Annotated in this window: 16 protein-coding genes and 1 riboswitch; of the genes, 14 read left to right on the plus strand and 2 right to left on the minus strand. The window is 73.3% G+C overall.

Translation table 11 applies throughout. From position 1 onward, the window contains the following. The first annotated feature begins 29 nt into the window (after positions 1-29). The 9 genes from ACIRQY_RS10505 to ACIRQY_RS10545 all read left to right on the plus strand — a co-directional run bounded on the left by ACIRQY_RS10505 (position 30) and on the right by ACIRQY_RS10545 (position 9,541). Positions 30-800 carry a GntR family transcriptional regulator gene (locus ACIRQY_RS10505; RefSeq protein WP_403923572.1) on the plus strand — a complete coding sequence of 257 codons (771 nt, stop codon included), beginning with the start codon at positions 30-32 and terminating at the stop codon, positions 798-800. Next, positions 781-1,359, plus strand: a complete 579-nt coding sequence (locus ACIRQY_RS10510) for a GNAT family N-acetyltransferase (protein WP_403923573.1) — start codon at positions 781-783, stop codon at positions 1,357-1,359. The genes ACIRQY_RS10505 and ACIRQY_RS10510 overlap by 20 nt, the downstream gene beginning before the upstream one ends. 236 nt (positions 1,360-1,595) lie before the next feature. Next, on the plus strand, positions 1,596-2,648 hold the full coding sequence (locus tag ACIRQY_RS10515; RefSeq protein ID WP_403923574.1) for an MBL fold metallo-hydrolase: 1,053 nt from the start codon (positions 1,596-1,598) through the stop codon (positions 2,646-2,648). Positions 2,649-2,779: 131 nt separating this feature from the next. Further along, positions 2,780-2,902: riboswitch (cobalamin riboswitch) on the plus strand. A gap of 73 nt (positions 2,903-2,975) precedes the next feature. Then, entirely contained in the window at positions 2,976-4,223 is a 1,248-nt protein-coding gene (locus ACIRQY_RS10520; RefSeq protein ID WP_403923575.1) for a prenyltransferase/squalene oxidase repeat-containing protein, read from the plus strand. After that, positions 4,220-4,915, plus strand: coding sequence for an SCO2322 family protein (locus ACIRQY_RS10525; protein ID WP_403923577.1), 696 nt, complete (start codon positions 4,220-4,222; stop codon positions 4,913-4,915). Before ACIRQY_RS10520 ends, ACIRQY_RS10525 begins: the two co-directional genes overlap by 4 nt. 7 nt (positions 4,916-4,922) lie before the next feature. Continuing rightward, complete coding sequence (locus ACIRQY_RS10530; protein ID WP_403923579.1) at positions 4,923-6,095, plus strand: energy-coupling factor transporter transmembrane protein EcfT; 1,173 nt, start codon at positions 4,923-4,925, stop codon at positions 6,093-6,095. Then, complete coding sequence (locus ACIRQY_RS10535; protein WP_403923581.1) at positions 6,092-7,993, plus strand: ABC transporter ATP-binding protein; 1,902 nt, start codon at positions 6,092-6,094, stop codon at positions 7,991-7,993. Before ACIRQY_RS10530 ends, ACIRQY_RS10535 begins: the two co-directional genes overlap by 4 nt. Beyond that, complete coding sequence (locus tag ACIRQY_RS10540; protein WP_403923583.1) at positions 7,990-8,832, plus strand: ECF transporter S component; 843 nt, start codon at positions 7,990-7,992, stop codon at positions 8,830-8,832. The genes ACIRQY_RS10535 and ACIRQY_RS10540 overlap by 4 nt, the downstream gene beginning before the upstream one ends. A gap of 307 nt (positions 8,833-9,139) precedes the next feature. Then, complete coding sequence (locus ACIRQY_RS10545) at positions 9,140-9,541, plus strand: transglycosylase SLT domain-containing protein (RefSeq protein ID WP_351786382.1); 402 nt, start codon at positions 9,140-9,142, stop codon at positions 9,539-9,541. Between the two features lie 340 nt (positions 9,542-9,881). On the opposite strand, the gene ACIRQY_RS10550 is transcribed toward ACIRQY_RS10545, so the two are convergent. Then, positions 9,882-11,051: a steroid 3-ketoacyl-CoA thiolase gene (locus tag ACIRQY_RS10550; RefSeq protein ID WP_351786379.1), complete on the minus strand. Its 1,170-nt coding sequence runs from the start codon at positions 11,049-11,051 to the stop codon at positions 9,882-9,884. A 253-nt stretch (positions 11,052-11,304) separates the two neighbouring features. Between ACIRQY_RS10550 and ACIRQY_RS10555 the strand changes: the two genes are divergently transcribed. The 4 genes from ACIRQY_RS10555 (at position 11,305) to ACIRQY_RS10570 (ending at position 14,329) form a co-directional block, all read left to right on the plus strand. Then, complete coding sequence (locus tag ACIRQY_RS10555; RefSeq protein ID WP_403923585.1) at positions 11,305-12,552, plus strand: cytochrome P450; 1,248 nt, start codon at positions 11,305-11,307, stop codon at positions 12,550-12,552. 142 nt (positions 12,553-12,694) lie between these two features. Continuing rightward, positions 12,695-13,393, plus strand: a complete 699-nt coding sequence (locus ACIRQY_RS10560) for an O-methyltransferase (protein ID WP_403923587.1) — start codon at positions 12,695-12,697, stop codon at positions 13,391-13,393. Positions 13,394-13,474: 81 nt separating this feature from the next. Further along, positions 13,475-13,798 carry an antibiotic biosynthesis monooxygenase gene (locus tag ACIRQY_RS10565; RefSeq protein ID WP_351786371.1) on the plus strand — a complete coding sequence of 108 codons (324 nt, stop codon included), beginning with the start codon at positions 13,475-13,477 and terminating at the stop codon, positions 13,796-13,798. A gap of 45 nt (positions 13,799-13,843) precedes the next feature. Further along, positions 13,844-14,329: a GNAT family N-acetyltransferase gene (locus ACIRQY_RS10570; protein ID WP_403923590.1), complete on the plus strand. Its 486-nt coding sequence runs from the start codon at positions 13,844-13,846 to the stop codon at positions 14,327-14,329. 126 nt (positions 14,330-14,455) lie between these two features. Here ACIRQY_RS10570 and ACIRQY_RS10575 read toward each other — a convergent pair whose 3' ends face one another. Beyond that, a complete protein-coding gene (locus ACIRQY_RS10575) occupies positions 14,456-16,519 on the minus strand; it encodes a DHA2 family efflux MFS transporter permease subunit (protein WP_403923593.1) in 2,064 nt (687 codons plus the stop codon). Positions 16,520-16,743: 224 nt separating this feature from the next. Between ACIRQY_RS10575 and ACIRQY_RS10580 the strand changes: the two genes are divergently transcribed. Continuing rightward, complete coding sequence (locus ACIRQY_RS10580) at positions 16,744-17,766, plus strand: peptidoglycan-binding protein (RefSeq protein WP_403923596.1); 1,023 nt, start codon at positions 16,744-16,746, stop codon at positions 17,764-17,766. The last annotated feature ends 14 nt before the right edge of the window (positions 17,767-17,780 follow it).

The following is a 17,780-nucleotide window of genomic DNA, read 5'->3' on the forward strand; positions in this document are numbered from 1 at the left end:
GGAGTGTCGGACCACGTAGGAAGGTCGCCATGCGACGAGGACTGACCAAGGCGCAGGAAATTGCCGCTGACCTGCGCGATCGAATCGAGAGCGGCGACCTGTCGCCGGGAGACCCGCTGCCAAGCGAGTCCAAAATGATGGCCCAGTACGGCTACAGCCGTGAGACCGTTCGAGCCGGAGTGCGCGTCCTGGTGGACGAAGGGCTCGTGGTCACTGGCCAGGGTCAGGGGAAGTATGTCCGCGAGGACTACCCCCCGGTCGTATGGAACTGGAGCACTCTCGAAAGCCGGAGCCGCCACGAAACCGCTGTCGACGGCAGGACCGCCGGAGACCAGTGGGCCAGCGCTGTGGAGGCCGAGGGGAAGACTCCGCGCCAGGAGATCAGCGTTTCGATCGTGGAGCCACCCCAACACGTCGGCGCCGCACTGAACCTCCCCAAGGGCGGCCTCGCGGTCCTCCGCCAGCGAGTGCGGTACGTCGACAACCGGCCGTACGCCCTCGCTGACAGCTACTTCCCCCAGGAGCTGGTGGCCGGCACTCCGCTGATGGAGCCACGTGATGTGTCGGCACCCGGCGGCATCCTCGCGTCCGTCGGCCTCGTTCAGACGAAGTACGTGGACGAGATCTCGGTGCGGATGCCCACACACCGCGAGGCCGAGCGGCTGGCGCTCCCCGCCGCGACGCCGATCGCGGAGCACACCCGGACCGGCTACGACGCAGACGGTAAGCCGCTGCGCTGCATGGTCACCATCCTCCCCGGAGATAGGCACAAGATCCTCTATGAAGTCGCAACCGACTGATCTCCGTATCCGACCCGCCCGACCGGCCGACGTGCCCGCGCTCATGGCGCTCCGCACGGAGGCGGAACAGTGGCTCGGCACCAAGGGCACGGACCAATGGAGCGACCCGGAGACGGGCGCGCGAGCGATCGGCAAGTGGCACCAGTCGATCGATGACGGGCGTGCGTGGGTGGTGGTCGACCCGTCCGACGCGATCGTCGCGACGGTGAGTCGAGGGCCTGTGGACCGCGACTTCTGGACCGACGACGACCAACCCGAATCGGCGCTCTACCTCTACAAGTTGATCGTCTCTCGGGTCGCGGCGGGGCGGAATCTTGGTGCCCGCATCGTGGATTGGGCCTCACAGCTGGCCGCGCTGGAGGGGCGGAGCTGGGTCCGCATCGACACGTGGCGTACGAACACGGGGCTCCATGCCTACTACGAGCGGCTCGGGTTCACGCACGTACGCACCGAGTCACCGGAGCATCGCCGTTCGGGCTGGCTGGCGCAGCGACCCGTGGGGGAGCTGAGTCGACCCGACGAACCCCTGTCCCCTGCCAGCACGATGCCCTCCACCTAGCGTTCGCGCTTCACGGCCCAGCCCCGTCGACCGGAGAAGGTCGGCGGGGCTGGGCCGTCTGTGGGCCGTGCGAGGGTGCCCAAGGGTGACCAACAACGACCAACCACGACGGTCAAAACCGCAGGTCCCGACAGGTCGAAGTCAATCCAGCACAGGCCATTCTGACGAACTGTCAGTTCTAGTTATGATGGGCAACGGTCGAGCACCCCCGCACCGCCGTGGAGAGACGAGGACCCATGCAGGAATCCACGCCCCAGGTGACCGAGCACGGCGGAGGCGTCTGGTCCCTCCGGGTGCCCATCCCCGACAACCCCCTCGGCCACACCCTCGTCCACGTCCTCGACACCGACCGGGGCCCGGTCCTCGTCGACACCGGCTGGGACGACCCCGCCTCCTGGGCCGAACTCGCCGGCGGACTCGCCGCCCTCGGCATCGCCCCCGCCGACGTCCACGGCGTCGTCATCACCCACCACCACCCCGACCACCACGGACTCTCCGGCCGGGTCCGCGAGGAGTCCGGCGCCTGGATCGCCATGCACGCCGCCGACACCGCCGTGGTCCGCCGCACCCGCGAGTCCCGGCCCGGCACCTGGCTCGACTACCTCGCCCGCAAGCTCACCGCCGTCGGCGCCCCCGAGGACCACCTCGCCCCGCTGCGCGCCGCCCGCGACTCCGGCCGCGCCACCACCCTCCCCGGGCTGCGCGCCGCCCTCCCCGACCGCGAGATCGTCCCCGGCGAACTCCTCGGCCTCGCCGGACGCAGACTGCGCGCCGTCTGGACCCCCGGCCACACCCCCGGCCACGTCTGCCTCCACCTGGAGGAGGAGCACCCCGCCGGGCTCCCCGGCCACGGCCGCCTCTTCTCCGGCGACCACCTGCTGCCCGGGATCTCCCCGCACATCGGCCTGTACGAGGACCCCGACGACGCGACCGCCGCCACCGACCCGCTCGGCGACTACCTCGACTCCCTCGAACGCGTCGGCCGCCTCGGCGTCGCCGAGGTCCTCCCCGCCCACCAGCACGCCTTCACCGACGCCGCCGGACGCGTCCGCGCCCTCCTCGACCACCACGAGGAACGGCTCGCCGGACTCCTCGCGCTCCTCGCCGTCCCCCTCACCCCCTGGCAGCTCGCCGAGCGCATGGAGTGGAACCGCCCCTGGGACCGCATCCCCCACGCCTCCCGCAACATCGCCGTCAGCGAGGCCGAGGCGCACCTGCGCAGACTCGTCAAACAGGGCCGCGCCGAAGCCGTCCCCGGCACCGATCCGGTCACCTACCTGGCCGTATGAGCCCGCGCACCCGGCCGTGTGAACCCGCGCACCTGCCCCTACGAGCCCCGCGCGAGCCGCACCCGAGCCGCCCACGGGCCCGTGCGGGGCGGCCCGCACCCGCCGGGCGCCCTCCCTACGGGCCGGTAGACTGACCCGGTCGTCATCATGCCCGTACGGGGGGAAGCCGGTGCGAATCCGGCACTGACCCCGCAGCCGTAGAGCTGTCCCCCGGACAGCGAGTCGGAATGCCCCGCACGGGACGTGACCGCGGCACCGTCGAGGAATACGGAGCCGGAGCCAGGTGCCCCCGAGGCGTGCCGGTGACCGGCCGCAGGAGAGGGCCCCATGATCACCGTCCGCAACGGCGCCGCCGCGCTCACCGCCGCCGTGCTGCTCGGCACCGCAGCCGCGGGAGCGGCCACCGCCGCACCCTCCCCCTCGGCCCCCGCCGCCACCCCCTCGCCCGGCCTGTACGGCACCAAGGACCCCACGTACGACGGTGTCTGGCGCCAGTCCCTCGCCTTCCTCGCCCAGCGCGCCACCGGCTACCAGCCCGCCGACCGGGCCGTGGACTGGCTGCTCGGCCAGCAGTGCGACGACGGCTCGTTCGCCTCCTACCGCCCCGACACCGGCAAGCCCTGCGACGCCAAGACGATGCGGGACACCAACGCCACCGCCGTCGCCGTGCAGGCGCTCGACGCCGTCCGCCGCCAGGCCGCCGACCCGAAGAAGCTCGACGAGGCCGTCAAGGCGGGCACGGGCTGGCTCAGGACCGTCCAGAACAAGGACGGCGGCTGGGGCTACGGAGCGGGCGGCCCCAGCGACGCCAACTCCACCTCGATCGTCATCGGCGCCCTCGCCGCGACCGGCGTCAAGCCCGGCTCGTACACCTCCGCCGAGGGCCGCACCCCCTACGACGCGCTCCTCACCTTCGCGCTGCCCTGCTCCGACAAGGACGGCGCGGGCGCCTTCGCGTACCAGCCCGGCAAGAACGGCGAGCTGCTCGCGAACGCCGACGCCACCGCCGCCGCCACCCTCGCCGGACTCGGCAAGAGCCCCGTCGCCACCAAGGCCTCCCCCGAGCAGCCCCCCAGCTGCGCCGACCTGACCAAGCCGACCGCCGAGCGGGCCGCCCTCAACGGCGCCTCCTACCTGGCGAAGGCCCTCGCGAAGACCGGCCACCTCATCCTGCCGCCGATGCCCGGCGCCACCGACACCACCGAGCGGCCCGACGTCGGCAACACCGCCGACGCCGTCGTCGCGCTCGCCGCCTCCGGCGCCGCCAAGGAGGCCAAGCCCGCCCTGGAATGGCTGGAGAAGAACTCCGCGGGCTGGGCGAAGGAAGGCGGCCCGGCCGCGTACGCGCAGCTGGTCCTCGCCGCCCGCGCCACCGACACCGACCCCCGCGAGTTCGGCACCACCGACCTCGTCGAGCAGCTCAACGCCACCGGGCCCGCGCCCAAGACCCCCGACACCTCCGCCTCCTCCACCAGCGACGACGAGAACTCCGGCTTCGACGTCTGGTGGATCATCGGCATCGGCACGGTCGTGGGCGTCGGCATCGGCTTCCTCGTGAGCGGCCGCAGGAAGTGACCGTCTCACGGAGAAGGGGCGCCCGGCTCGCGGGCGCCACCGCCGGAGCCCTGCTCACCCTCGCCGGGGTCGCGGCGGCGCCCGCGCAGGCCGCCGGATACCGCTACTGGTCGTTCTGGCAGGGCGACGGCGGCAAGCCCTGGGCGTACGCCACCCAGGGCCCCGCCACCGCCCGCCCCGCCGACGGCGACGTCATCGGCTTCCGCTTCGCGGTCAGCAGCGGCACCGACGACACCTCCCGGCCCTCCGCCGCCCCCGACTTCGCCGGGATCTGCGGAGCGAAGGCGGCCGGGGACGGCGCCAAGCGCGTCGCGGTCGTCGTGGACTCCGGCGGCCCCCGGGACGCCCCGCCCGGCGAGACCCCGCCCCCGGAGCCGGTCACGACCGGCTGCGCCGAGGTCCGCCGGGACGCCACGGCCGCGGAGGCGCTGGCCGCCGTCGCCGCCCCCCTCCGGTACGACAGCGCCGCCATGATCTGCGGGATCGCGGGCTACCCCGCGCGCGGCTGCGGCGAACAGGTCGCCGAACAGGCGGGCGACCCGTCCGCCACGCCGGGCGCCACCGCGACCGCCGCTCCGGCCGCCTCCTCCGGCGGCGAGGGCGGCGGCCCGTCCCTCGGCGTGCTCGCCGGAGGCGCGGCCGTCCTCGCCCTCGGCGGCGCGGCGATCTGGAAGGCCCGCCACCGCGGATGATCCCGGCATGACGAACCCGGCAGGGGCGGGGCGCGCCCGGACGCGCCCCGCCCCGCAGGACGGCCCCCGCACCCGGCGGCCGTCCTCCGTGCTGCGCGCCCCCGAGGCCGACCGGGGCAACGCGCTGCACGCCGGGGCCTGGTGGCTGTGGGCGCTCGGGCTCGCCGTCGCCGCCTCCCGCACCACCAATCCGCTGCTGCTCGGACTGATCGTCGGCGTCTCCGGATACGTCGTCGCGGCCCGCCGCACCGACGCGCCCTGGGCCCGCTCGTACGGCGCCTTCGTCAAGCTCGGCCTGTTCGTCGTCGCCCTGCGGGTCGTCTTCTCGCTGCTCCTCGGCTCCCCCGTGCCCGGCAGCCACCCGCTGTTCACCCTGCCCGAGGTGCCGCTGCCCGACTGGGCTCAGGGCATCCGCATCGGCGGCCGGGTGACCGCCGAGCAACTCCTCTTCGCGCTGTACGACGGCGCCAAACTGGCGACCCTGCTGATCTGCGTGGGCGCGGCGAACGCGCTCGCCAACCCGGCGCGGCTGCTGAAGTCGCTGCCGGGCGCCCTGTACGAGGCCGGGGTCGCCGTCGTCGTGGCGATGACCTTCGCGCCGAACATGGTCACGGACGTGGCCCGGCTGCGGACCGCCCGGCGGCTGCGCGGACGCCCCACCGGCGGGGTCCGGGCGGTGCTCCAGATCGGCCTGCCGGTCCTCGAAGGCGCCCTGGAACGCTCGGTCGCGGTCGCCGCGTCGATGGACGCCCGGGGATACGGGCGGACCGCGCACGTCCCGGCGTCCGTACGGCGCACCACGAACCTGCTCACCCTGGGCGGGCTGCTCGGCGTCTGCGCCGGTACGTACGGGCTGCTCGCCGCCGAGGGCGCCCGGTACGGCCTGCCGCTGCTCGGCGTGGGGCTGCTCGCGGCGATGGCCGGGCTGCGGCTCGGCGGGCGCCGGACGGTCCGCACCCGGTACCGGCCGGACCGGTGGGACGTCCGCGCCTGGCTGGTCGCGGGCTCGGGGGCGGCCGTCGCGGTCCTGATGATCCGGGCGAACGCCTACGCGCCCGAGGCCCTGCACCCGGGGGTCGTGCCCCTGACCGCGCCGCAGCTGCCGCTGTGGCCCGCGCTCTCGGTCCTGGTGGGCCTGCTGCCCGCGTTCGTGGCCCCCGTTCCCAAGGAGAACGCGTGATCCGCTTCGAGAACGTCTCGGTGACCTACGAGGACCACGCCGGGCCCGTCCTGCGGAACCTGGACCTCACCGTCCCCGAGGGCGAGCTGGTGCTGCTCGTCGGCCCCTCCGGGGTCGGCAAGTCGACCCTGCTCGGCGCGGTCTCCGGGCTCGTCCCGCACTTCACCGGCGGCACCCTCACCGGCCGGGTCACCGTCGACGGCCGCGACACCCGCGTCCACCCCCCGCGCGAGCTGGCCGACGTGGTCGGCACGGTCGGCCAGGACCCGTCCGCGCACTTCGTCACCGACACGGTCGAGGACGAGCTGGCGTACGGCATGGAGTCCCTGGGCCTGGCGCCCGGCGTGATGCGGCGGCGCGTCGAGGAGACCCTCGACCTGCTGGGCCTGGCCGAGCTGCGCGACCGGCCGATCGCCACGCTCTCCGGCGGGCAGCGGCAGCGGGTGGCGATCGGCTCCGTCCTCACCCCGCACCCGAAGGTCCTGGTCCTCGACGAGCCGACGTCCGCGCTCGACCCCTCGGCGGCGGAGGAGGTCCTCGCGGTGCTCCAGCGTCTGGTGCACGACCTGGGGACCACGGTCCTGCTCGCCGAGCACCGCCTGGAGCGGGTGGTGCAGTACGCGGACCGGGTGATCCTGCTGCCGGAGGCCCTCATGGGCCCGCCCGCGGAGATCATGGCGGTCTCCCCGGTGCACCCCCCGGTGGTGGCACTCGGCCGCCTCGCGGGCTGGGAGCCCCTGCCACTGACCGTCCGGGACGCCCGGCGCCGCAGCGGCCCGCTGAAGGAGCGCCTGGCGGGGCTGGAGCGGTCCCTCCCGTACGGGGATCCCGGGGATCCCGTACGGGAGGGGCTTGGAGTGTCCGGGGCGCCTGGTGGGGTGGCCGGGACCCCCGGGGCAGCTGGGGTGTCCGGAGCGGCCGGGGTGTCCGGGACCTCCGGGGCGGCCGGGGCGGCTCTCCGCCCCGCTTCCGGGAAGGCGCGGGGCGGGGGCCTCGCCGTGTTCCGGCGGCGCCGGACCGCCGCGCCCGTGCCCGCCGCCCCCCTCGTGGACGTCAGCGGACTGGGCGTCCGCCGGGGCCGGGTCGAGGCCCTGCGCCGGATCGGCCTCCGGGTCGAGGCCGGTGAGACCGTCGCCCTCATGGGCCGTAACGGCGCCGGGAAGTCCACCCTCCTCTCGGCCCTCGTCGGCATGATCGCCCCGACCTCCGGGACCGTCCTCGTCGCGGGCCGCGTCCCGCACACCACCGACCCGCGCGAGCTGATCCGCGAGGTCGGTCTGGTCCCGCAGGAGCCGCGCGACCTGCTGTACGCCGACACGGTGGCCGCCGAGTGCGCGGCGGCGGACACGGACGCGGGCGCGCCGCCCGGCACCTGCCGCCGTCTGGTGTCCGAGCTGCTGCCGGGGGTGACGGACGACGCGCATCCCCGGGACCTGTCCGAGGGGCAGCGCCTCGCGCTCGCGCTCGCCGTGGTCCTGACCGGCCGCCCGCCGCTGCTGCTGCTCGACGAGCCGACCCGGGGCCTGGACTACGCGGCCAAGGCACGGCTGGTCGCCCTGCTCCGCTCGCTCGCGGCGGAGGGGCACGCGATCGTGCTCGCCACCCATGACGTGGAGCTGGCGGCGGAACTGGCGCACCGGGTGGTGATCGTCGCGGACGGCGAGGTGGTGGCGGACGGGCCGACGGCGGAGGTCGTCGTCTCCTCGCCCGCGTTCTCGCCGCAGGTGGGGAAGGTCCTCGCCCCGCAGCACTGGCTCACGGTCGAGCAGGTGGAGCGGGCGCTGGACCGGGCGTCCGGGTCCCGCACCGCGCCTTCCCCTCTCTCCTCCCTTTCTCCCTCTCCTTCTCCCTCTCCTTCCCTCTCGGGGGACGGACCGGCCCCGGAGGAGACCCCGTGAGCGCCCGCCCGGTCCGGCTCGGGCCCCGCTCGGTGGCGGCGCTCGTCCTGGTCTCCCTGATCGGCCTCGGCGCGTTCTGCTGGCCGCTCTTCGCGGACCCCGGCTCGGCCGTCACCTCGCACGCGGGGGACGCGCCGTGGCTGTTCGCCGCGCTGCTCCCGCTGCTGGTGGCCGTGGTGGTGGCGACGATCGCGGACTGCGGGATGGACGCGAAGGCGGTGGCGATGCTGGGGGTGCTCGCCGCCGTGGGCGCGGCGCTGCGCCCGCTGGGCGCGGGCACGGCGGGCCTGGAGCCGATGTTCTTCCTGATGGTGCTGAGCGGCCGGGTCCTGGGGCCGGGCTTCGGCTTCGTCCTGGGCGCGGTGACGATGTTCGCGTCGGCGCTGCTCACGGGCGGGGTGGGCCCGTGGATGCCGTTCCAGATGCTGTCGATGGGCTGGTTCACGATGGGCGCGGGGCTGCTGCCGGGCCCGGAGCGGCTGCGGGGGCGGGGCGAGCTGCTGATGCTCTCGGCGTACGGGTTCCTGGCGGCGTTCGCGTACGGCACGGTCATGAATCTGCAGGGCTGGGTGCTGCTGCAGGGCCTGAGCAGCGGGATCTCGTTCCAGCCGGGTGCGCCGCTCGGGGACAACCTGGTGCGGTTCCTCGCCTATGTGACGGCGACCTCGCTGGGCTGGGACCTGGGCCGGGCGGTGCTCACCGTGGTCCTGACGCTCACCGTCGGCGGGACGCTCCTCAAGGCCCTGCGGCGGGCGACGCGGCGGGCGAACTTCGAGGCCCAGGTCACATTCGAGGCCCCCGGGGAGCCGTCCCGGGGTGAGGCGCCCCACAGGACGTAGGTCACGTACGAGCCGGGATAGTAGCCGTACGACACCCGCACAAACCGCCCACATCGGGTCATGACCTGCGGAAACCCTCGTACTATCGCGCTTCGTGGACGGCCCCCGGGTCCGAACCTCCCTCGTACAGGGGGTCATTGCGCCGGGCTTCCCGCCCTGCTTCTCTGGTGGACGTCGCCAGGCAGCCGGTGCTCATCGCAGCACCACGGACAGCCGGTTCCCCCAGATCCCCGGGTCTCCCGGGTTCTGGTTCCGGCTTGCCGAAACCGCCCGGCGCGCCCCTTGTCCCCGACGTTAGGTCACTACGTTGTTCAGCTCGCTCCTCACTCGTGCCGCCGCCCGCAAGCAGACCTTCGCCGCCTCCGCAGCCGTGCTGCTGGCCGCGTCCGGTGCGGTCCTCGGCACGACGAGCACGGCTTCGGCCGCCAGCCCGCAGGACCTCGCACGCCAGATCGTCCCGGCTTCGCAGTACTCCGCCTTCAGCAAGATCGTGTCCCACGAGTCCGGCTGGAACCACAAGGCCACCAACTCCTCCAGCGGCGCCTACGGCCTGGTCCAGGCCCTTCCGGCCTCGAAGATGTCCTCGGCCGGCTCCGACTGGAAGACCAACCCCGCCACCCAGATCAAGTGGGGCCTCAACTACATGAACGAGCGCTACGGCTCGCCGAACGCCGCCTGGGCGTTCTGGCAGTCCAACGGCTGGTACTGAGACACCGCCGCCGTCAGCCACGCTCACGCAAGGCCCCGCTCCCGTCAGGGAGACCGGGGCCTGCGGCGTTTTCCGGGGGCGTACGGGGACGGATCCGGGGCCACGGACAGGCGGCGGGTGGTGGACCCGGGGCACCGGGGCGGACCGGGGTGCCGGGGGTGGACCGGGGAGGACGGCCGGTGGACCCGGGGCACCGGGGGCGGACCGGGGTGCCGGGGGTGGACCGGAGTGAGGGCCGGGGTGGATCAGAGGTGGACCGGGCCGGGAACGGGGGTGGACCGGGAACGGGAGGGTTCGGACCGGACCGGGACCGGGGCCGGAGGCGCGGGCGCCCCGGGTCTCAGAGTCGCTGGATGATCGTGCCGGTCGCCACCGCGCCGCCCGCGCACATCGTGATCAGGGCGAATTCCTTGTCGGTGCGCTCCAGCTCGTGGAGGGCCGTGGTGATCAGCCGGGCGCCGGTGGCGCCGACGGGGTGGCCGAGGGCGATGGCCCCGCCGTTGACGTTGACCTTCTCCAGGTCCTGGTCGAAGACCTGCGCCCAGGAGAGCACCACGGAGGCGAAGGCCTCGTTGATCTCGACCAGGTCGATGTCCCGGAGGGACATCCCGGCCTTGCCGAGGACCGCGCGGGTCGCGTCGACCGGCCCGTCGAGGTGGTAGTGCGGGTCCGCGCCGACCAGCGCCTGGGCGACGATCCGGGCGCGCGGCCGGAGCTTGAGGGCGCGGGCCATCCGCTTGGACGCCCACATGATCGCGGCGGCGCCGTCGGAGATCTGCGAGGAGTTGCCCGCGGTGTGCACGGCGGTCGGCATGACGGGCTTGAGCCGCGCCAGGCCCTCCATGGTGGTGTCGCGCAGCCCCTCGTCGCGGTCGACGAGCCGCCACATGCCCTGGCCGGCCGTCTGCTCCTCCTCGGTGGTGGGCACCTGGACGGCGAAGGTCTCCCGCTTGAAGCGCTCCTCGGCCCAGGCCAGCGCGGCCCGCTCCTGGGAGAGCAGACCGAGCGAGTCGACGCGTTCGCGGCCGAGACCCCGCCTGCGGGCGATGCGCTCGGCGGCCTCGAACTGGTTGGGGAGGTCGACGTTCCACTCGTCGGGGAAGGGCTTGCCGGGGCCGTGCTTGGAGCCGGACCCGAGCGGCACCCGCGACATCGCCTCGACACCGCAGCTGATCCCGATGTCGATGACGCCCGCCGCGACCATGTTGGCGACCATGTGGCTGGCCTGCTGGGAGGAGCCGCACTGGCAGTCGACGGTGGTGGCGGCGGTCTCGTACGGCAGGCCCATGGTGAGCCAGGCGGTACGGGCGGGGTTCATGGACTGTTCCCCCGCGTGGGTGACGGTACCTCCGACGATCTGTTCGACGCAGTCGGCGGGGATGCCGGTGCGGCCGAGCAGTTCCCGGTAGGTCTCGCCCAGGAGGTAGGCGGGGTGGAGGTTGGCGAGCGCGCCTCCGCGCTTGCCGATGGGGGTGCGTACGGCTTCGACGATGACGGGTTCAGCGGCCATGAGCTCGTCCTCTCCTCGACCGGACGGGGCGTCCCGGCATCCCATCGGTCGGCATCACGGGGGAACTAGTACGCGTTCTAGTTCTGCTTGCAGTCTTATGACTGCCGGCGTGGGTACGCAAGGGTCCGGGAGGCAACAGTTCCCGTTCCGGCCCTTGCCTCTTGCGGAGCTCGTCATTAAATTCCCGACAACTCCTGACGGCCCATCAGATCTCCTCGGATCCCCGGATCCCCTCAGACGTGGAGTGTTGCCGATGCCCTGTCCCCACCTTCCCGAAGGGTTCGACGCCACCGACCCCGATGTGCTCCGCGACCGGGTCCCCCTCCCCGAGTTCACCCTGCTGCGGCAGACCGCGCCCGTCTGGTGGTGCGCCCAGACGCCCGGCAGCACCGGCTACGCGGACAGCGGGTACTGGGCCGTCACGCGCCACGCGGACGTCAAGTACGTCTCCACCCACCCGGAGCTGTTCTCCTCGAACGAGAACACGGCCGTCATCCGCTTCAACGAGCACATCAGCCGGGACCAGATCGAGGTCCAGAAACTGATCATGCTCAACATGGACCCGCCCGAGCACACCCGGGTCCGCCAGATCGTCCAGCGCGGCTTCACCCCCCGCGCCATCCGCGGCCTGGAGACCACGCTGCGCGAGCGGGCCCGGACCATCGTCGAGGAGGCCCGGCGGAGCGCGGACGCCGACGGCACCTTCGACTTCGTCACCCGGGTCGCCGTCGAACTGCCCCTCCAGGCCATCGCCGAACTCATCGGCATCCCCCAGGAGGACCGCTCCCGGATCTTCGACTGGTCGAACAAGATGGTCGCCTACGACGACCCCGAATACGCCATCACCGAGGAGATCGGCGCCGAAGCCGCCATGGAGCTCATCGGCTACTCGATGAACATGGCCGCCGCCCGCAAGGAGTGCCCCGCCGCCGACATCGTCAGCCAGCTGGTCGCCGCCGAGGGCGAGGGCAACCTCTCCTCCGACGAGTTCGGCTTCTTCGTCCTGCTGCTCGCCGTCGCGGGCAACGAGACCACCCGCAACGCCATCAGCCACGGGATGCATGCTTTCCTCACCCACCCCGAGCAGTGGGAACTCTTCAAGCGGGAACGCCCCTCGACCACCGCCGAGGAGATCGTCCGCTGGGCCACCCCCGTCGTCTCCTTCCAGCGGACCGCGACCCAGGACACCGAGATCGGCGGCCAGAAGATCGCCAAGGGCGACCGCGTCGGCCTCTTCTACTCCTCCGCCAACAACGACCCCGAGGTCTTCACCGACCCCGAACGCTTCGACATCACCCGCGACCCCAACCCGCACCTCGGCTTCGGCGGCGGCGGGCCCCACTTCTGCCTCGGCAAGTCCCTCGCCGTCAAGGAGATCGAGCTGATCTTCAACGCGCTCGCGGACGCCCTGCCCGACCTCACGCTCGCCGGTGAACCGCGCCGACTGCGCGCCGCCTGGCTCAACGGCGTCAAGGAACTCCGGGTCCGCACCCGGGTCTGACCGGCCCCGGGGCACGGACACGGACGGCAGGAGGAGGACCGGGCCGGACGCCGTTCCCCGCACACCCGTACGAGGACGCGTACGGAGCGGACGGAACGACGCCCGGCCCGCCACCTCCCGACCCAGGTGTACGTTCGACCGCATGACGAACCCTCAGCCCCAGACGGCCCCCGGGACGGACCCCCGGTGGACCGAGGTCGACCAGTACTTCGCCGACACGATCGCCCCCGCCGACGACGTCCTCACCGCCACCCTCGCGGACTCCGTCGCGGCGGGCCTGCCCGAGATCGCCGTCGCCCCCAACCAGGGCAAGCTCCTCCAGCTGCTCGCCCTCACCCAGGGCGCCCGCCGCATCCTGGAGATCGGCACCCTCGGCGGCTACAGCACGATCTGGCTGGCCCGCGCGCTGCCCGCCGACGGACGGCTCGTCACCCTGGAGTACGACCCGGCGCACGCGGACGTCGCCCGCGCCAACATCGCCCGCGCCGGACTCGACCAGCTCGTCGAGGTGCGCACCGGCGCCGCCCTCGACACCCTGCCGCTCCTGGCGGCGGAGGACGCGGGCCCCTTCGACCTGGTCTTCATCGACGCCGACAAGGTCAACAACCCGCGTTACGTGGAATGGGCCCTGAAGCTGTCCCGGCCCGGCACCCTGATCATCGTCGACAACGTCGTGCGCGGCGGGCGGATCACCGCGCCCGCCCCGGGGGACCCGGCGGTCACCGGCACCCGGGAACTCTTCGAACTCGTCGCCCGCGAACCGCGCCTGGTCGCCACGGCCGTCCAGACCGTCGGCACCAAGGGCTACGACGGCCTCCTGCTGGCCCGCGTCACCGACTGAGCCCCGGGGCCCGGGGCCTGGGTCCCAGGTCCGCCCCGCCCGCGCGGAGGGCGGGAGGACCCGGGACATATCCTGCCCCTCATGAGCATCGTGAAGATCAACGTCCTGACCGTGCCCGTCGAGCAGCGTGAGGTGCTGGAGCAGCGGTTCGCCGCGCGCGGCGGGGCCGTGGAGGGGTCCGACGGCTTCGAGTGGTTCGAGCTGCTGCGGCCCCTCGAAGGAACCGACCAGTACCTGGTCTACACCCGCTGGCGCAGCGAGGAGGACTTCCAGAACTGGATGAACGGCTCCATGCGGGGCGCCCACGGCGGCGGCGAGGGCGGCGGCGAGCGGCCGAAGCCCGCCGCCACCGGCTCCACCCTGTGGTCCTTCGAGGTCGTCCAGCAGGCGAGCCCGAAGGGCTGACCCGCGCCGAAACCCAGCTGCGCGCCGGGGCGTGCGCGCCCCACAATGGCGCGCATGACCTGGACTTTCACCCCCGAGCACGTCCACGCCCCGGACGCCTCGGCGCTCCGCCGTGACTACTACGGGGAGGTCGCCGGGCGGTACTGGAAACGGCCCGCGACCGAGGCCGAGATCGACGAGGGGCTCGCGGACGACGGGGCGGAGCTGCTGACCCCGCCGACCGGACAGTTCCTGGTGGCCTGGTACGAGGGGAAGCCGGCCGGCTGCGGCGGGCTGCTCCTCCTCGACGCCGAACGGGCCGAGCTGACCCGGATCTTCCTGCGGCCCGCCTTCCGGGGTCTCGGCGGGGCCGGGGCCCTGTTCACCGCGCTGGACGCGGAGGCACGGGCGCTCGGTGCCCGCCGGACGGTCCTCACCACCCGCCTCGACCTGGTGGAGGCGCGGGCCGCCTACGTCCGCCACGGGTACGCGGAGATCCCCGCGTACGCCACGGGCCCGTACATGGAGATCTGGTACGGCAAGGACCTCTGAGCCGAGGGCCCTGAGCCCGTACGGACAGAGCCCGTGCGGGCGGGGAGCCCGGAGCCCCGTACGGAGGATGAGCAGGGTGGGGGCCCCGCGGACCCTCACGCCCGGTGGTGGGCGGGCCGCCGCCGCTCACGCCCGGTGGTCGCGGGGCGGTTCGTCGGTGTGGGGGCGTTCCGCGTCGGAGCCGGAGAGTTCCTCCGTCAGCTCCTCCACGAGCCGTATCAGATCGGTCGGCCGGTCCGGCCCCCACCAGTCGCCCAGCAGTTCCGCGAGCGACTCCTCGCGCGCGGCGGCGAGCCGGGTCGCCACCCCCACGCCCTCCTCGGTGAGGACCAGCTGGAGCCCTTCCCGGCCCGCCAGACCCCGCTCCTCGATCTGCCGGGCGGCGTCCGTGATCGCCTTCAGCGGGACGGGCACGACGTCCGCGAGCCGGGCGGGCTCGACGGTGCCGTGACGGCGGATGCGCAGCAGCAGCCAGCTCGCGGCGGGCAGCAGGTCGAGCCCCGCGCGGGCGGTGATCCTCTCGTAGATCGCCTTGCGGCCCGCGCGGGAGCCCAGGACCGACAGGGCGCGGGCGCACTCCTCGTACGAGGAGCGTTCGACGGGGTTGGTGGCGAGCGTCTGGCTGGTGTCGGGCGCGGTGACGGAGCCCCGCAGCTTGTCCTCCTTGAGGAACCAGGAGAAGACGAAGGCCACCAGGACGACGGGCGCCGCGTACAGGAAGACGTCGGTGATCGAGGTGGCGTACGCGTGCAGGACCTCGGAGCGCAGCGCGGGCGGCAGCCGGTCCACGGCGCGGGGGTCGGCGGCGACCTGCCCGGCGCCGGTGCCGGGCGGCGCGGCGCCCGCGCGGGCGAAGACGTCCTCCAGTTTCGAGGTGAGCCGGTTGGTGAAGATCGTGCCGAAGACGGCGACGCCGAAGGAGGCTCCGATGGAGCGGAAGAAGGTGGCTCCCGAAGTGGCGACGCCGAGGTCCTCGTAGGCGACGGCGTTCTGCACGACCAGGACGAGGACCTGCATGACCAGACCGAGTCCGGCGCCGAAGACGAAGAAGTAGACGCTCATCTCCCAGGTGGAGCTGAACTCCGTCATCCGGTGCAGGAGCAGCAGCCCCACGGCGGTGAGGAAGGTGCCCGCGATCGGGAAGACCTTCCAGCGGCCGGTGCGGGAGACGATCTGGCCCGAGCCCGTCGAGGTGATCAGCAGACCGGCGACCATCGGCAGCATGTGGACCCCCGACATGGTCGGGGTGACGCCCTGGACGACCTGGAGGAAGGTCGGCAGATAGGTCATGGCGCCGAACATCGCGAAGCCGATGACGAAGCTGATGACCGAGACCAGGCTGAAGGTGCGGACGCGGAACAGCCTGAGCGGCAGCACGGGCTCGGCCGCCCGCGTCTCGACGTACAGGAACCACACCAGGAGTACGGCTCCGAGGACGGCGGTGCCGATGATCTGCACCGAGCCCCAGGGCCAGGTGGTGCCGCCCAGGGAGGCGACGAGCACCAGACAGGTGGCGACGGAGGCGATGAGGAAGGTGCCGAGGTAGTCGATGGTGTGCCGGGTGGAGCGCACCGGGATGTGGAGCACGGCCGCGATCACGAAGAGGGCGACGATCCCGATCGGCAGGTTGATGTAGAAGACCCAGCGCCAGGAGAGGTGCTGGGTGAAGAGGCCGCCGAGGAGGGGGCCGAGGACGCTGGTGGCGCCGAAGACCGCGCCGAAGAGGCCCTGGTACTTCCCTCGCTCCCGGGGCGGGACGAGGTCGCCGACGATCGCCATCGACAGCACGATGAGGCCGCCGCCGCCCAGACCCTGGAGGGCCCGGAAGCCGATGAGCTGCGGCATGTTCTGGGCGATGCCGCAGAGGGCCGAGCCGATCAGGAAGAGGACGATCGCCGCCTGGAAGAGCTTCTTGCGGCCGTACTGGTCACCGAGCTTGCCCCAGAGCGGGGTGGCCGCCGTGGAGGCGAGCAGATAGGCGGTGACCACCCAGGACAGGTGCTCCAGACCGCCCAGCTCGCTGACGATGGTCGGCAGGGCGGTGGACACGATCGTCTGGTCGAGGGCGGCGAGCAGCAGGCCGAGCAGCAGCGCGCCGACCGCGACGAGCACCTTGCGGTGGCTCTGCCCCTCGCCCGGTACGGGAGCGGCTCCACCGTCGGACGGGGACGGGCGTACTTCCTGGGCCATGGGCGTCTCCTCCGGCGTCTCCTCGGACCTCACGGCACACGACCCCTCCATCCTGTTCCGAATGTCCGGTTATGGCCTGCGGAAGGGCACAGCCGTTCGCCCGCCGGGAGGGGGCGGGCTGCATAATCGCTCGCAGTCGTATCGGGAGGGGACCCATCATGACCGGACATGTCTGTCCTGAATGCGGTGTACAGAGACCTGGCTGCGCCTGCGCACGGGCGGAGATGGCGGCGGCCGAGGACTTCGACCCGCTCCGGATCAGGCCGTATGTGGTCCTGGAGTCCCCGGATTCCCCGGGCTTCCCGGACTCCCCGGAGGGGACGGACGGGGTGGGGGGCGCGTACGGGACCGGTTCCCTCCCCGCCGAGGACCCGCCGACGACCCAGCTGACGGCCGTCCGCGTCGGCGGTGGCGCGCCCACGGCGCCGTACGGGCGGGCTCCCGGCGGGGGCGGCGGGCACGGAGACCGTGGCGGGAGCGGTGGGTTCGACGGGCAGGGCGGGCGCGACGGGCGCGGTGGGCTTGACGGGCACGGCGGGGGCGACCCGTCCGAGACCATGCCGCTGCTGCTGCGCGGCGTCGGCGACGTGCCGCACGCACCCGTGGAGCGGCGGGGCCGCAAGCGGGGGGTGCTGATCGCGGCGGTGGCCGCCGTCGCGGTGGCGGGCACCGCCGCCCTCGCCGCGTCCGTGCTCGGCGACGACGGGACCGACGACCGGGCCGCCGTCCCCGAAGTGACCACGAGCGCGTCCCTGAACGTCGCCGTCTCGGAGGCGCCCGCCCCCTCCTCGAAGACCCCGGAGCCGTCCACGACCGCCCCGACGACACGGCCGACCTCCGCCTCCCCGTCCGCCACGCCCACCCCGACGGCGAGCGGCACCACCACGGCACCCAGCGCCACACCGACCACGGCGGGCACGGGGGCACCTTCGGCCTCCCCGACCTCACAGGCACCGGTCGCCCCGCCGACGACGGCAGGGCCGACGGGCACACCGACGCCCACCGGCACACCGGACGAGGAGGCCCCGACCCTGAGCCCCGGTTCGAGCGGGCCGGAGGTGCGAGAGCTCCAGCGACGGCTGATCGCGGTGATGGTCTATCGCGGGCGCGTCGATGGACGGTACGACGACGAGCTCCGGGAGGCGGTGGAGGAGTACCAGTCGTACATGTACATCCAGGGCGACACCCCCGGCGTGTACGGCCCCCACACCCGGGCGGTGCTCGAACGGCACACCCCCTACATCTGAGCGTCCGGGCGTCC

The organism is Streptomyces sp. NPDC101490 (assembly GCF_044767145.1).
Lineage (GTDB): Bacteria > Actinomycetota > Actinomycetes > Streptomycetales > Streptomycetaceae > Streptomyces.

Excerpts from the sequence above, each read along its gene's own strand:
- ACIRQY_RS10515 (WP_403923574.1), top strand. The coding sequence starts at position 1,596 with ATGCAGGAATCCACGCCCCAGGTGACCGAGCACGGCGGAGGCGTCTGG.
- ACIRQY_RS10575 (WP_403923593.1), bottom strand. The coding sequence starts at position 16,519 with ATGGCCCAGGAAGTACGCCCGTCCCCGTCCGACGGTGGAGCCGCTCCC.
- ACIRQY_RS10580 (WP_403923596.1), top strand. The coding sequence starts at position 16,744 with ATGGCGGCGGCCGAGGACTTCGACCCGCTCCGGATCAGGCCGTATGTG.
- ACIRQY_RS10505 (WP_403923572.1), top strand. The coding sequence starts at position 30 with ATGCGACGAGGACTGACCAAGGCGCAGGAAATTGCCGCTGACCTGCGC.
- ACIRQY_RS10530 (WP_403923579.1), top strand. The coding sequence starts at position 4,923 with ATGACGAACCCGGCAGGGGCGGGGCGCGCCCGGACGCGCCCCGCCCCG.
- ACIRQY_RS10550 (WP_351786379.1), bottom strand. The coding sequence starts at position 11,051 with ATGGCCGCTGAACCCGTCATCGTCGAAGCCGTACGCACCCCCATCGGC.
- ACIRQY_RS10510 (WP_403923573.1), top strand. The coding sequence starts at position 781 with ATGAAGTCGCAACCGACTGATCTCCGTATCCGACCCGCCCGACCGGCC.
- ACIRQY_RS10560 (WP_403923587.1), top strand. The coding sequence starts at position 12,695 with ATGACGAACCCTCAGCCCCAGACGGCCCCCGGGACGGACCCCCGGTGG.
- ACIRQY_RS10565 (WP_351786371.1), top strand. The coding sequence starts at position 13,475 with ATGAGCATCGTGAAGATCAACGTCCTGACCGTGCCCGTCGAGCAGCGT.
- ACIRQY_RS10555 (WP_403923585.1), top strand. The coding sequence starts at position 11,305 with ATGCCCTGTCCCCACCTTCCCGAAGGGTTCGACGCCACCGACCCCGAT.
- ACIRQY_RS10570 (WP_403923590.1), top strand. The coding sequence starts at position 13,844 with ATGGCGCGCATGACCTGGACTTTCACCCCCGAGCACGTCCACGCCCCG.
- ACIRQY_RS10520 (WP_403923575.1), top strand. The coding sequence starts at position 2,976 with ATGATCACCGTCCGCAACGGCGCCGCCGCGCTCACCGCCGCCGTGCTG.